We start from the raw sequence: 13,938 nt of genomic DNA, 5'->3' as shown, positions 1-13,938 counted from the left end.
AAGTAGTTTTTGTTCATGTTTATATCATAATTGCTTGTTATGATATGAGTTAATAAGTAAATAATTTTTATTGAGATAGAGATGTTTTTTAATAAAACTGAAGATGAAATTGGACTCGAAGAATTTTCGGCTGCGTATTTAAGAAAAAAATTAAAATCAATGAAGGGTACTAAAGCGTCCCCAACGTCCATTGCGTCATCTATATTAAGAATGCTTCCTTTTTTTAATAAGTTTATGGACTCTGTAGATGGATCCGGGAGCGCAATTACTCATATGGTAGAAGTAGCAGAGCATGTAAGTAACTCTACAAAATCAGCAAGTACTGGGTTTCACGTTATTAAGTTAGTAACGAGTATATTAGATTTCATCTATATCCCCTGCATTTATTTGGGTGCCTATATAACCAAACAAAAGTCACCTATTACTTTGTCTCGTAATGCTCGTTTTTTGTACTCTGCAGTGATTCTAGGGCTTACTATCACGGCTATTGTATTCCCTCCTTCAGCACCTATTATTGCCTTAGTTACTTCCATAGCGGCATTAGGTTTGAGTGTAATCACTCTAGCTAAGCTTTATTATAAACGCTATGAACTAAAAGACCAGCTGGCACAAATAGAACAAGGGATTAAGAACAAAAAAAATTTAATCAATTATTTAATTGATGATTTAGAAAACTTGGAGACAAAAGCAAAAAAAGCGAAAAACGAAGGTAGATTAGAGGAGTATGCTTCCTTAGAAGAAGAAATCAGAAATACAAGAAAAGAAATTAAAGTTGACTTAAATGTATTAAAAAAAATATACGATGATCAGGAACAATGTAAGCAAAAAATAGAAAAATTGGGAACAATGGCTGTTATAGATAGAACAGTGGGTATTGCTTTTGCTTCTCTTGCATTCATTGGCGCAACAGTCTGTATATTCCTGCCTCCAGTAGGATTTGGAATACTCGCAGCAACGGCTTCTTTGGCACTTGCTTATGTTATTGGACGTGTTACTTATCCCCTGCTTAAGTCACTTGGGAAGAAAATAGTGAATGCGGTTACAAAAAAAGCTGAATCCGATGCGGGGGATAGTGATGTTCAAAGGGAAAAAGATGATCTGACCGAATCAGAATTTGAGACTTCAGCTATGAGGACTCAACATGATATGCCTGAAATAGAAAAAATTGCAAAACGGCTAGAAAAAACCGTAGCCGATGCTCCGATTATTCATACAACAATACAGCCTGAAGAATCGGCTCACGATTCTCCAGCAAAAATTACAAGGCCTCAAAAGAAGAAAGAAGAGGATGAAATATTAAAAGAGAGTGAACATCCATCCATGTAATGAGACTCTCTTCATTTACGCACTATGATCGGAAAGCCCTATTTGAGTACAAATCTGACTTTTCCCTAAGACTCAACATCCCCCTTGAACAGTTACTCATCTTTTTGGCGATAAATCTAGGAATAGGCCTTCAGGAAGGATTAATAGGGGGGAGTGCACTTTCATTTTCTTTTTTGTTCGTATTATTTTTTTTCATCTGCTCAACACAGCGCCATAATTCATCGCCTCGCCATAAGCTTTTTCCTTTATTTTTATACAAAACTTGTGAAAGAGTTTGTACTTGTTTTTTGAAAGAAGCATCAGACGCAAGGCGCGTTAAATCAGTGAGATTTAATATAGTCGCATCTGGCCAATGTAAGCTGGCCCACTTTAATAATGCATCGCGCGTGCGTTGGGGATCTCCCTGCATACATGCCTTATGAAGAGTATTTAATACAGTTTTATATTGACCTTTTCCTGCATTTTTACTGTGTCTTTGCCATCCCCAAAGGACTAGAGTGACCAACCAGGCGCAGGCAAAAAGTGCGGCAAATACCCATGCCCAATTGAATGGTTTTGGCGCAGTGGATTCATTTATTTCTTTTGTGGGTTGGGTTATTATTTTCTGATTTTTAGTTATGTCAACTGGGTTTGTGTTTGTCGTGGGTGCAGTACTAGATGAAGGAGTTACTGCAAATGTCTTTGCAGGTAAGGTGGCTGTTTCTTCTTTTCCAGTTTCTGTATTGAACCAAGGAAGTTTAAGTTCAGGGATCGTTATTTTTCCTGTTTTATTGAATAAATAAGTTACTTTTATCTCAGTGCGGCCAATCAATTCTCCATAAGTAACTCGATTCTTATCTTTTCCTTTCTCGGGATAAACATTAACACCGTCTATTTCTGCAAAATTGAGTGTAGGTAAAAGTTGAGCTGGAATGCCCACACCTTCAAGAATTACAGTACGAATTAACGTGTTACCTTGAGTGGCAGTTTCGTCAGAATGTTCATATTGTTCCATTAATTTGACTTGTTTTGCTGGAAGCCATACTTTCCCTGAATATTCTTTAGGTATGGGTTGCACCTCAATATTCATTGCCTTGTCTGTGGCTTTAACCCGCTCAGGATTAAAATCATAAATTAAGGCAGTAAATACGGGTGGTTTTATTTTCAAGGGCCCACTTTTTTGGGGGAAAATGGCATAGCTTTGTTCTTCAACAAGAAAAGTCACGCCATTTTTTTTTGTCTGATAACGCTTTTCATCACCCAAAGGAACGAGCAAAGCATTTTCTACTTGAGGTCCTTGATAGCTTGCGTCTAAAAGATGTTTGGAATTGTATAAGGCTACTTTATAAGTCACTTGTTGATTAATATAAGGATTTTTTTTACTAACCTCTGTGGTTAAATAAATACTCTGATTTTTCTGTGAACTTGGAGAATTACTGCTGGGAGTATTTTTTGGTGTTGTACCCGTAGTTACATCAATTGTTATAGGTTTGGTATGTTCTCTGCCAATTTTAATGGAAGGAATTGTCAATTTACCCTCTTTTTGCGGCTTTAATGTTATAGTCCATTCACTGGATGATTGTGTATGTCCATTAATAATCGAGTAATTCATACGACGTTCGGTGCCGAGAATCATAAAATCTTTTTGTAACGGAGTCAGATCGGGAACACCTCCGTTTTGTAAATTATCTTGAGTTAAAATCAAACTGAATGAATCATCAATACTAACTTGAGAAGGATCAATTTGCACTTGTACTTCTGCATAGACCAGTGCATTGAATAAACAAAAAAAAGCAATTACTAATATTTTTTTCATTGATACCATCCGCGTTCTCTTCGTAAATGGTCACGTAAGAATTTTTCTCGCATTAATCCACCTGGATCATCTGGAATCAAACGCAACCATTGTTCCTTTGCCTGTTGTTTTTCTCGCTCTGCTTCAGATTGAGCCTCATTATTCTTCTGATTATTCTTTTTATTTTGATCTTTGCTTTGCTGATCTTTGCTTTGTTGATCTTTGCTTTGTTGATCTTTGCTTTGTTGATCTTTGCTTTGTTGATCTTTGCTTTGCTGATCTTTGCTTTGTTGATCTTTGCTTTGCTGATCTTTGCTTTGTTGATCTTTGCTTTGTTGATCTTTGCTTTGTTGATCTTTGCTTTGTTGATCTTTGCTTTGTTGATCTTTGCTTTGTTGATCTTTGTTTTGCTGATCTTTGTTTTGTTGATCTTTGTTTTGCTGATCTTTGTTTTGCTGATCTTTGTTTTGTTGATCTTTTTGCTGATCTTTGCTTTGTTGATCTTTATTTTGATTTTTTTCTTTATCTTTCTTCAAAAGTTCTTCAACTAACTTGCGATTATAAAGAGCATCCTGATTTGTAGAATTGATTGCTAATGCTTTATCATAAGCTTTAATTGCTTCTTCATATTGTCCCATATGGGCGAAGGCATTTCCTTGGTTGTAATAACCTTGTTCATTTTTTAAGTCTCGGTACAACTCAGCTGCTTTTTGGTAATCGCCTGCACGATAGGCTGCGGTAGCAGCCCAATCATTACGTGTAAATGTTTCCTTGGCTTGTTTGAATTGATTTTTTGTCATTAAGTCTCGTCCTTGTTGATCCGGCGTGGACCATAAGTCTTGCCAATTAAAGGCATGAGTAGCAAAGGATGAGAACGAGATAAATAAAAGAATAAACCAACGCATCATACAACTACCCTCTGCATCCAGCCACGTCGAAATACGGGCAAAAGTAACAGCAGCGCAGGAATTAAAAACCACCGTCCTTCATCCCGCCAAAGTGGAATGTCTTCGTCTTTACTTAGCACAAATTCATTGTTATTACTGGATTTTAGCCATTGATCTAAGTCATTTGAATCAGAAGTATATTTTATCAACTGTCCTCTACCTGCATCAGCAAAACGATTAAATAGCGGATTTAGGTTTTTATCTGCTTTGACTGGTATAATGGAAGAGTAAATGCCTGATTCAGCTAATTTTTTTGCCAGGGCAATTGATGTATTGGAAGGAGAGTCTGCTGTTAATACCAAGATTTGTCCCTGCTTATAACCCGCTTGCTTGATTAAGTTACTGGCTTCATTCAAGGCGCTCTCAAGATTTTGCCCAGTTACCGGCATGATATCTGGAGTTAGTGAAGAAAGTAGAGAGGAAATAGTATGTCCATCATCGGTAAGTGGAGAGACAACAAAAGGTTCACTGGTAAAGACCACAAGACCAAACTGACCTACATCTTTGTGAGCAAATAAATCATGCAGCTTAAATTTAGCACGACTTAAACGATTAGGAGTTAAATCATTAGCCATCATATTGTCCGACATATCCAAAACTAAAACTCGGGGTTGTATCGGTTTATAGGTCGCTACAGGCAGCTTATACCAAACAGGGCCGGCAATACTCAAAATCATGAACAGAATGCTTAAAAACAAACAGATCATCGAGCCCATACGTTGACCTTGGCCTTTTTTTTGCAGGAGATGGCTGAGTAGATGTTGATCACAAATTTCTGTCCAAGCATGTAATTTAGGTTTTTGGCGCCAAAAAGCTATAGCTAATCCTAATAAAGGAAAAATCATTAAAAGCCACCAAGGTCTTAGAAAATGAAAATCGGTAATCATGACTTTAATGCCTCCCGATTTGGCATTACAGCGCTTATTTTCAGATTTAAATCTGCTTTTCTAACTAACCAAGAGAAACAAAGCACTAATGCAAAACCGACAAACCAGGGATAATATTCTTTTTGTGGGCGGACTGTAGCTTGTTCCTGATTTATGGTTTCCAATTCGTTAATCGTTTTATAAATTGAATGTAGTGTTTCAGTATCTGTAGCACGGAAATAACGACCTCCTGTCATGTCAGACATTTTTTTTAAAGTTTCTTCATCCAAATCTGCTGAAGCATTTTGCATCATAAAATTACCGATTAATGCTCTTGAATCTGCTTCAGAGCCTAAACCTATAGTGTAGATCTTAATCCCTTCTTCTTTTGCCAGTTCGGCTGCTTTTAACGGTGCCAGTACGCCAGAATTATTTGCTCCATCTGTTAATAAAATAAGAACTCTTCCTTTTTGGGGTACATTCCTCAACCGTTTAACAGCAAGACCTACGGCATCACCAATAGATGTGGTTTTACCTGCAAGTCCGGCGGTGGCATCTTCAAGGCGCAGGAGAATAGTATGTCGGTCATAGGTGAGCGGAGTTTGCAAGTAAGCACGGGTACCAAAAAGGATTAAACCGATTTTGTCACTTGAACGATCACGGACAAATTTATCGGCCGCACTCTTTACAACACTTAAACGACTTACAGGTCGGCCATGCAGGAGCATATCAGGAATTTCCATGCTGCCAGACAAATCTAAAGCCATCATGATGTTATAACCTTCACGTTCAATAGGCTTGGGTGCACCAATCCAGCGAGGACCAGCTAAAGCAACAACCAATAATAACCATATAATGACTGGGATAAGCAGTGAATATTGTGCGGAAACAGAACGTTTTTCCTGATCTGCTATGTCGACCATCGCAGCAAAGAAAGGTACTTTCAATGCAGCAGGCAATTGTGCTTTGGCTCTGGGCAGCAAAAACCAGAAGATTAAGGGTAAAGGAAAGAGCATTAAAACCCAAGGATTAGCTAATTCGAACATGGCACTCCTCTTTGTTTAATCCAAAGTTGAGCTGTGTTGAACAAGGGTTTAAGATCCATGGTTTCTTCTGTTTTGAAGGGTGCATCTAACAACAAATCTTTTACCAAATTAAAATCAATTCCTTTACTTGTTTCATTTAAAAAGTTAAGCCACTTTTCTCCATGCAAACTTGCAACTTGCTCCCTTGGATAATAGACAAGCGCTACTCGGCGTAACAACTCTGAAATATGCGCACTGGTTTGAGAGCCATTATATTCTTCACTATATTCTTTTTGATAGGTATTTAACAAAAGCAGTGCATGTTTTTTGGCAAGAGCATTGCGATATTTCTTATAAAAACTGTAAGCGAATATGATTGCCATAAATAAAACCAAGCCTATCAGAATATACCATCCCGGAGCCAATGGCCACCAGCCAATCGGTGTTGGAAGGTGAATGTCTTTTAACTGTGCCAAGGGATCAGTGTTAGCCACGGGATCTCCTGGGAAAAGTTTGACGCACTAATGGCGCTAGATCAATGTCTGCTGTAACTTGAACATACTGAATATGTAAGCGTTGAAACTGATCTTGCAGTTGTTTTATACGTTGTTGGCAATATTGCGCGTAAGCGCTGTTTACTGAACGCAGGCTGGTATCGAGTATTATTTCTTGCTGTCCATTAGTCATAGCATATTGCTGAGGTTTAGGTGGAGAAAGTTCTACTCGATCACAAATATGGTAAGCTAGAATGTCATTGTGGTAGCGTAATCGCTTTAAATGCTTTTCGCATTCACTGTCCAAAGAGTAAAAATCACTGATCAAAACCAGGATACTTCCTGGTCTGACTACACGGCGTAAGCGTACTAATGCGTCACTAAGCTGTCTTGGTTGCGCTTCGCGTTGCGCCTCAGTCTGATCAGTGTATCGACTTAAGGAAGACAGCAAAGGCAATACACCCATATCACGACTGCGCGGCGTAAATTCACTGTGATCAGTGGCTGAAAAGAATACCCCGCCCACTCTATCTCCTTCCTTGATCACTGTCCAGGCAAGTAGAGCTGCTAATCGTGCAGCAATGACTGATTTAAAAGCGATGCGAGTACCGAAAATCATTGAGGGATTAAAATCAGTGAGAATCACTACGGGTCTTTCTCGTTCTTCCTGATAAATTTTGACATGAGGTCTGCCAGTACGTGCGGTAACGCGCCACTCCATGTGGCGTATTTCATCACCTGCCTGATAATTTCTTACTTCAGCAAAATCCATACCGCGGCCACGTAATTTGGACAAATGATTTCCTGATCGTATTGCTTTACCTTCGGGACGATAATGAACGGATTGTACGTAACGTCTTAAGTCAATCAATTCATTTAATTCTGCAATAACGCCGTTAACCATAAAAACCTCTTGTACCTCATCATATTTCTAAGTGGATTAGGTAATTTATACCTTGGTGAAGACAACGCCGTAACCTGGTTTATCAATTTACCCTGATCCTGGGTTCCGCTGCGCCCGGCTACGGAACAGCAACTAAACGTAATAAGGAGTCAATAAAATCATCACTATTGATTCCTTCTGCTTCAGCTTCAAAGCTTAATAAAATTCGATGTCGTAATACATCATGAGCAATTACATGAATGTCATCTGGAGTAACATAATCCCTTCCGCAAAGCCAGGCATGAGCTTTAGAACAACGATCTAAAGCAATTGTGGCACGCGGGCTGGCACCAAAGCGTAACCAACGACTCAACTCTTCACTGTATACACCAGGATTTCGTGTTGCTACTACTAACTGGACCAGATAATTTTCTAATGCTTCACTTGTATGAACATTGAGTACTTGTTTACGTGCTTCAAATAATGTTTTTTGTGATAATTTTTCTGATACAGCAGGTTTAGTGGCCATAGCTGCGCCTAAGGCTTCTTTGCGTGATAAAGCTAAAATATCATGCTCGATCTTGGCATCAGGATAACTAATTTTTACATACATCAAAAATCGGTCCAATTGTGCTTCGGGCAAGGGATAAGTTCCCTCCTGCTCAATGGGGTTTTGTGTTGCCATTACCAAAAATAACTCAGGCAAAGGATAGGTTTTGCCTCCTATAGTAACTTGTCTTTCAGCCATTGCCTCAAGTAAAGCGGATTGTACTTTCGCTGGAGCACGGTTAATTTCATCTGCCAAAAGCAAGTGATGGAATATAGGACCTGGTTGAAATACAAAAGAACCATTTTGTGGATGGTATACATCGGTACCCGTTAAATCTCCGGGCAATAAATCAGGGGTAAACTGGATGCGATGAAAATTACCTTCAACTCCATCTGACAGTTCTTTAACTGCCCGTGTTTTTGCCAATCCAGGTGCTCCCTCAACTAATAAATGGCCATCCGCAAGTAGGGCAATGAGTAAACGTGAAATTAATCCATTCTGACCTAGAATTTGCGAATTTAAGCGATGACTTAACTGTAATATTTGATGTTGCACAGCATTTCCAGTCTTATTGTCTTCTACTTGCTCCATAGTTTCTACCTTAATATAAATAACATCGACAGGATTTAAATAAAAAACTATCCTAGCGTGAATTGCACTCGATGCCAAGTATGTAGATGATTTTTTGTTTAAAAATTGATCAATAATGCCTTGGACTGGGTTACTGTATCCTTGTTTGGAGCAGAATTGTAGTGAGAAGGAAAAGCCATAATTGGGGTTAAGAAGTTTGATCTATGTCCAGAATCTCCGTTATGCTTATGGCCCGCTCAGGCTATATTATTGTTGATAGTCAGGGTGAAGCTCTAATGGCATCATCATTTGTAATTTCTGATAAAGCGAAAGAATCTGTTCACAAAAAACATGAAATTGTTGCTGATTTTCCCATAAATCATAATCAGTTCCCTTAAGGAAAACCTGCTGCCTTGCTAGAGTTTTTAATAAAATAATTTCCTGGTGAGAAAATCCTAAATGGTTATTTAATTCAACCAGCTCCATAAGATTCTTATGCTCTTTGACCGGACGATGTTCATGCAAACAATAAGCTTTCAATGTCAGTTGAAAGGCTTGATACATTAATGAAGTTACTGGGGTTAATACACTGACTGGCTCAGTTTGTCTATAAGTCCAATTGGTGATTTGTTGCAATAGATAATCAGCAGCATAGGCATGTTGTGTCGCTATATTGAGCATTTCCAAAGGGGATAAATAACGTTTTTCCATAAAGGAGTTTTCCTGTTTGATTCGATTTAGGTTCAAGTATGTTAAAATTGGCCTTAATTATATCCATGAATTAAATTGATGCACGCTTTTATTAACAGTTCTTTGAAAATAGGTTCTTTAACTTTACCTAATCGGTTAATCCAAGGCCCTTTGGCAGGTTACAGCTGTGCACCATTCAGAACATTATTTAACCACTATCGGCCTCCCGCGTATTGTGTGACTGAAATGAGTTCTGCAACAGATATTCTTCATAAACATACTGGGAACTCGCGTTATGTTTATCGAGCGCCTCAGGAACAGATTCTGGCCTATCAAATTGCAGGTACTGAACCCGATATATTGGCGCAAGCAGCACAGCAATTACAACTTAATGGTGCAGATATTATTGATATAAATTGTGGCTGCCCAAAACCTAAAATACGTAAGAAAGGTGCAGGAAGTGCCTTGCTGGATAAGCCAGAACAATTGGTGTATATCATTAAGGAAGTACGTGCTGCGATTACTGTTCCTTTAACTATAAAAGTTCGGATTCAAGGTAATGAAAAGGATGTTCTTTTGGCGAAAAGAATTGAAGAGGCAGGCGCAGATGCGCTGATTGTGCATGGCCGACGTTGGATTGATGATTATGATGTTTCATCCGACTTGCAACAAATTGCCCAAATCAAACAAAGCATTTCTATTCCAGTGATTGCTAATGGAGATATCCATGATGCTCGCAGCTTACACAGAGCAATAGAATTAAGTGGTTGCGATGCTTATATGATCTCACGTGCTGGAAGCGGCAAACCCTGGCTTTACCAAGAGTTATTAGAGAGGCGATGCGTATCAGTGAGCTTAATGGAAAATTTTGATCTTTTTATGACTCATTTACAAGGATTAGCTGTACTTGAAGATGAATATAAGGCGGTTTTACAAAGTAAGTCTTTAGTTCGTTACTATTTTGGCAAGTTGATTGATGCATCATTATTAAATCGTTTTTATCAATTGGATTCTTTAGAGAAAATTCACGGTTTTTTGCAGGAATTTAAAGCAGATCACTATAGTCTTGATTGTAAAGTATGAGATGCTCCAATCGTTGGGCAACTTTTTTTGCCCCTTCCTGATCCCCATTTTCAAAACGAAGTTTGGCAAGATAATTCAGGTAAATCTCAATATATTGTGGAGAAATAGGATACTGAAGACCTGCCTCCAAGATTTCCTGCGCGGAATGCAATTTATTTTGTTCTGTTAAAAATCGAGCAAAAGTTAGCCGTGCTAAACAAAAATGAGGATTGTTCTTTAGGGCTTTAAGAAAATAGGCATTTGCTTCTTGGTCATCATTAAGAACTAAACTTTGCAACAAAGCCATTTGGAAATAAGAGCGAGCAAAATAAGGGTTCATTGCGATTGCCTTATTAATCGCATTTTTAGTTTTTTCTACCCAATAATGGCGCGTGTGATCGGATGTTGCCTGTTGAATCAGTTGTAAGTACGCGTCTATTTTAAGACTTTGGACTTCAACAAAAGGAAATGATTTCAGTGCATGATTACTCGTCATAAGAGCATCATTGAATTGCTTTGCTTGGATGGCGGTTTCAGCTTTTTCTATATAGTATTCGAGGATTAAAAAGCGAATAAAATAACTGCTGATAACGAAGAGAAATACAATTATTCCTCCTCTTAGGATCCAAATATTTTTAAAAGAGAATGAATAAATCCTGACATGACCTTCTTTTCTAAAAAAATAATAAAGATAACCGAAATAACAACCCATAAGGAGATTCATGGGAAATACATAAAAATTAAAATCAACTATACTATGACAGGTTAAAGCACCTAGTGCAGCAAAACACGCCATACACTGGATATGTGCCATTGGGTTCTGGCTTGGGGTATTTAAGTAACGTCTTAAATACACAGCTAAAGTCACTATAATTCCAAGCAGAATCATACTACCTGGAATCCCAGTTTCAATAAATAGTTGTAATAAATCATTATGAACGTATTCGAGATTAGAACCGTCGCCTGGCAAACTAAATGCAGGGTAATAATGTTTAAAATTAAAAATGCCTAAACCATACCAGGGTGTTTTTTGCCATAAATGCCAAGCACCTTGCCAGATGATAAGGCGTGATTTCTCGTGAGCAAGTAATGCAAGTCGATGGTGTATGGCTGGTTGAGCAAAGAGACACAAGGTAGCTAAAGCCAGAGCCAAAACTCCTGCTAAGTGGTACACATTTTTTATTCTTAGCTCATGACGACATAAAATGATTTCTAACAGGGTAAAGAAAATAAAACAAAGAATGACGCCACGGCTTAATGCGGCGAATAAGGCTAAGCTGATAATATAGATGCTGATTAAAAGAATAGTTTTCTTAATTGTTCTTTGCGATTTGGACGAGTTTGTCGCTATAAACTCTGGGTGATTCAAAATGAACAATTTCCCCATGAGCAGCAGGTTAACCGTCATTAAAAAAGCCGCAGCAGTATTTTTACTGGCAAAAAAACCAGTAGGCATTGCATTTCTAACGAATAATTGAATGAGAGCATATGCTGCGCAAACCAATGCTAATGTCCAGAGCAATCTGAGTAAGTTGTTCCATAACCACTCAGAGAAGGGATTTCCATGAAATAAAACAAAGCCAAATACCCAGGCTGAACACTGAAAAATTCCGAAAAAAGCGGTATTAGGGACCCAGCCTATCAAGGGTGGAAGAATTATCCAGATAAGCCAAATTATCAGTAAAAGAGTTAATATGGAACATTGAATTGTTTTTTGATGCCAAGAAAAAGTAATGGAGCCAATCATGGCAACAAGCATGACGCCATAACTAATAAATAAAATAGAATAATCACCTGTTCCCCTAAATACAAAGGCTGAGATGACAAGTAGGAAAAAAGGGATTCCCACTGAGTTCTGAAAACTTTTAAAATCACTTAAGAAATTCAGTAGCATCCTGTATTTCATCACTCAACATCACACATCATGAACTATCCTGAAACCCATTTCCCTTTAATAAAAGGACCATCCAAAGAGAAATCATGCTGGCTTACAGTCGTTACGGGATTGGTGTAGCCTCCTGGAGGTAGAAGAAGCAGGTCAAAATAATGTTGCCACATCCAACCTGCCATCAAACTGAATTGCCCGCTATTTGTACACCATTGATAACTGGCACCTAATTTAGCTTCCAGTTCGGGAACAATATGCGTTTGTTTTGCTTTTGCATTAAAAGGTGTGGCATTGGGTCCGCATAAGTTTGCTCCCGATAATTTGGCTCTTCCTTGTCCAGATAACAGGGCCATCGCGCTTTGGGCAAATACCGCAAAGCCGTGGTTTAGATCATGAGACATATCGACACCAACCCGAGGCCCCGCGCCCTGGAATCTAGTATGAGTTATTGATCTTTGAACAAGATTTGCAGGATCAGATGGGAGCTGTTGATACCCAAATTCACCCCGTTTAATCTTGGCGTAGACATATTGTCCGCCACCATAAAAACGAATATTTGTTTTTTTGCCAAAATGGCTGGTTTGGGCAAATTCTAAATTAACGACGTCAAGATGGGTATCGAATTTTAAATTGGTGATATTTGTAATAGGAATCGCTGCATCTGCAAAAAAAACGGCAAGTTCATCAAAATTATCGTTATCAAAATGCAGCCAATTTAAATTAAGGTCATTTCCTGTATTAAAATGATAGCTGCCCTCAAGTAAAAAGCCCCAATCCCAAGAGGAATCAACTGAGTGAAATTTATCATTGCCTGCATTTAAAATTGGATTCAATAAAGCTGAATTGGTGTTTGGTTGCAAATATAAGGCACTAATACCTAAATCCCAAGCATTGCAATGGCCGGAAACGGTTACATTATCAGGACTGCATAAAGGTTTTACTGGACCCATCGTACCTGCTTGAACCATTTTGATACTCAATGCACAAAGCACAAAGGTTGCTATCTTCTTCATAAATATTAATTCATCCTTGTTTGTTTCATTCATTATTAAATAAATGATTTTGTTAATCAATTAGCTATGTATTATTTTTAGTATTAGCCAAGTAAGTTTCTTCCACCATCCACTTTGAGTATTTGTCCGGTAATATAAGGATTTTCGGCCAAAGCCAAAATTGCCTGGGCAATGTATTCGGGATTACCGTGTCTTTTTAGTAGTGTTTTCGCAATTATTTTTTCTTGTATTTCTGGAGTGAGAGTATTGGCGTGCTCAGGCCAGGCAATGGCGCCCGGAGCAACTGCATTAACCCTGATTTCGGGAGCAAATTCACGTGCCAAGCTTTTTGTTTGCATTTCCAAAGCGGCTTTGCTTTGACAGTAAACAGAGTATCCTTTCAATGGTTTTTCTGCATGAGTGTCACTCACATTGATAATGGCTCCTGAGTGTTTTGCCAATAAAGGACGCGCCGCGAGGCTCAGTAAGAAAGGGGCCTTAACATGAACATCAAAAAGAGCATTCCAATCCGTTTCAGCAAACGCAGTAAATTCAGTGCGGATAAAAACAGAGGCATTATTCACTAATAAATCCAAACGTCCCGCCCAATCTTGAACCGCAGTCATAATTTCTGCTGCAGCGCACGTCTCAGCTAATTCTCTTTGTAAAACAAAGGCACTGTTTGGTCGCTGCTCGTTTAAGTTGGTGGCAAGATTATGGGCCTCTTGCAATGATTGATGGCAATGAATCACGACTTTATATCCTGCTGTATGGAGTTTTTGCACTATAGCTGCGCCAATACGGCGCGCACCTCCGGTAACCAAAGCAACCTTCGCTTCTTGTTTGTTTGTCGGATTCAATGTATGTTCCC

At 38.5% G+C, this 13,938-nt stretch carries 13 protein-coding genes and 1 pseudogene; 3 read left to right on the top strand and 11 right to left on the bottom strand.

Annotation, left to right across the window (positions count from 1 at the left end):
• The first annotated feature begins 81 nt into the window (after positions 1-81).
• On the top strand, positions 82-1,326 hold the full coding sequence (locus tag Ltuc_RS00770; protein ID WP_058519463.1) for a hypothetical protein: 1,245 nt from the start codon (positions 82-84) through the stop codon (positions 1,324-1,326).
• Between the two features lie 130 nt (positions 1,327-1,456).
• On the opposite strand, the gene Ltuc_RS00765 is transcribed toward Ltuc_RS00770, so the two are convergent.
• Positions 1,457-3,121, bottom strand: a complete 1,665-nt coding sequence (locus Ltuc_RS00765; RefSeq protein WP_058521557.1) for a BatD family protein — start codon at positions 3,119-3,121, stop codon at positions 1,457-1,459.
• On the opposite strand from Ltuc_RS00765, the gene Ltuc_RS15830 reads away from it, so the two are divergent.
• Complete coding sequence (locus Ltuc_RS15830; protein WP_420798250.1) at positions 3,081-3,683, top strand: Cys-every-fifth RiPP peptide CefA; 603 nt, start codon at positions 3,081-3,083, stop codon at positions 3,681-3,683. The two genes, Ltuc_RS00765 and Ltuc_RS15830, sit on opposite strands and share 41 nt — an antisense overlap.
• Here the strand turns inward: Ltuc_RS15830 and Ltuc_RS15825 are convergent.
• From Ltuc_RS15825 to Ltuc_RS00730, 7 genes and pseudogenes are all read right to left on the bottom strand, one after another.
• A pseudogene (locus tag Ltuc_RS15825) lies at positions 3,667-3,900 on the bottom strand (tetratricopeptide repeat protein); the annotation flags it as partial. The gene Ltuc_RS15830 and the pseudogene Ltuc_RS15825 overlap by 17 nt on opposite strands.
• Positions 3,901-4,004: 104 nt before the next feature.
• A complete protein-coding gene (locus Ltuc_RS00755; RefSeq protein ID WP_058519462.1) occupies positions 4,005-4,934 on the bottom strand; it encodes a vWA domain-containing protein in 930 nt (309 codons plus the stop codon).
• Entirely contained in the window at positions 4,931-5,959 is a 1,029-nt protein-coding gene (locus Ltuc_RS00750; protein WP_058519461.1) for a vWA domain-containing protein, read from the bottom strand. Before Ltuc_RS00750 ends, Ltuc_RS00755 begins: the two co-directional genes overlap by 4 nt.
• The gene (locus Ltuc_RS00745) at positions 5,947-6,432 is read right to left on the bottom strand and encodes a DUF4381 domain-containing protein (RefSeq protein WP_058519460.1); all 486 of its coding nucleotides are present in this window, start codon (positions 6,430-6,432) and stop codon (positions 5,947-5,949) included. The genes Ltuc_RS00750 and Ltuc_RS00745 overlap by 13 nt, the downstream gene beginning before the upstream one ends.
• Entirely contained in the window at positions 6,425-7,336 is a 912-nt protein-coding gene (locus tag Ltuc_RS00740; RefSeq protein WP_058519459.1) for a DUF58 domain-containing protein, read from the bottom strand. Before Ltuc_RS00740 ends, Ltuc_RS00745 begins: the two co-directional genes overlap by 8 nt.
• A 118-nt stretch (positions 7,337-7,454) precedes the next feature.
• Positions 7,455-8,456 (bottom strand): AAA family ATPase, encoded by a 1,002-nt coding sequence (locus tag Ltuc_RS00735; RefSeq protein WP_058519458.1) that lies wholly within the window; start codon positions 8,454-8,456, stop codon positions 7,455-7,457.
• A gap of 246 nt (positions 8,457-8,702) precedes the next feature.
• The gene (locus tag Ltuc_RS00730) at positions 8,703-9,146 is read right to left on the bottom strand and encodes a hypothetical protein (RefSeq protein ID WP_058519457.1); all 444 of its coding nucleotides are present in this window, start codon (positions 9,144-9,146) and stop codon (positions 8,703-8,705) included.
• 78 nt (positions 9,147-9,224) lie between these two features.
• On the opposite strand from Ltuc_RS00730, the gene Ltuc_RS00725 reads away from it, so the two are divergent.
• Positions 9,225-10,208: a tRNA dihydrouridine synthase gene (locus Ltuc_RS00725; protein WP_058519456.1), complete on the top strand. Its 984-nt coding sequence runs from the start codon at positions 9,225-9,227 to the stop codon at positions 10,206-10,208.
• Here Ltuc_RS00725 and Ltuc_RS00720 read toward each other — a convergent pair.
• The 3 genes from Ltuc_RS00720 to Ltuc_RS00710 all read right to left on the bottom strand — a co-directional run bounded on the left by Ltuc_RS00720 (position 10,171) and on the right by Ltuc_RS00710 (position 13,927).
• Entirely contained in the window at positions 10,171-12,081 is a 1,911-nt protein-coding gene (locus Ltuc_RS00720; RefSeq protein WP_058519455.1) for an O-antigen ligase family protein, read from the bottom strand. The genes Ltuc_RS00725 and Ltuc_RS00720 overlap by 38 nt on opposite strands.
• A gap of 35 nt (positions 12,082-12,116) precedes the next feature.
• Complete coding sequence (locus Ltuc_RS00715; RefSeq protein WP_058519454.1) at positions 12,117-13,088, bottom strand: Lpg1974 family pore-forming outer membrane protein; 972 nt, start codon at positions 13,086-13,088, stop codon at positions 12,117-12,119.
• Between the two features lie 83 nt (positions 13,089-13,171).
• Positions 13,172-13,927 (bottom strand): pteridine reductase, encoded by a 756-nt coding sequence (locus tag Ltuc_RS00710; protein WP_058519453.1) that lies wholly within the window; start codon positions 13,925-13,927, stop codon positions 13,172-13,174.
• Positions 13,928-13,938 lie beyond the last annotated feature (11 nt).

The organism is Legionella tucsonensis (assembly GCF_001468035.1).
In the GTDB taxonomy this organism is placed as follows: Bacteria; Pseudomonadota; Gammaproteobacteria; order Legionellales; family Legionellaceae; genus Legionella; species Legionella tucsonensis.
Note: the sequence above shows the minus strand (reverse complement) of the source record. Positions and strands in the feature narration are given on the sequence as shown.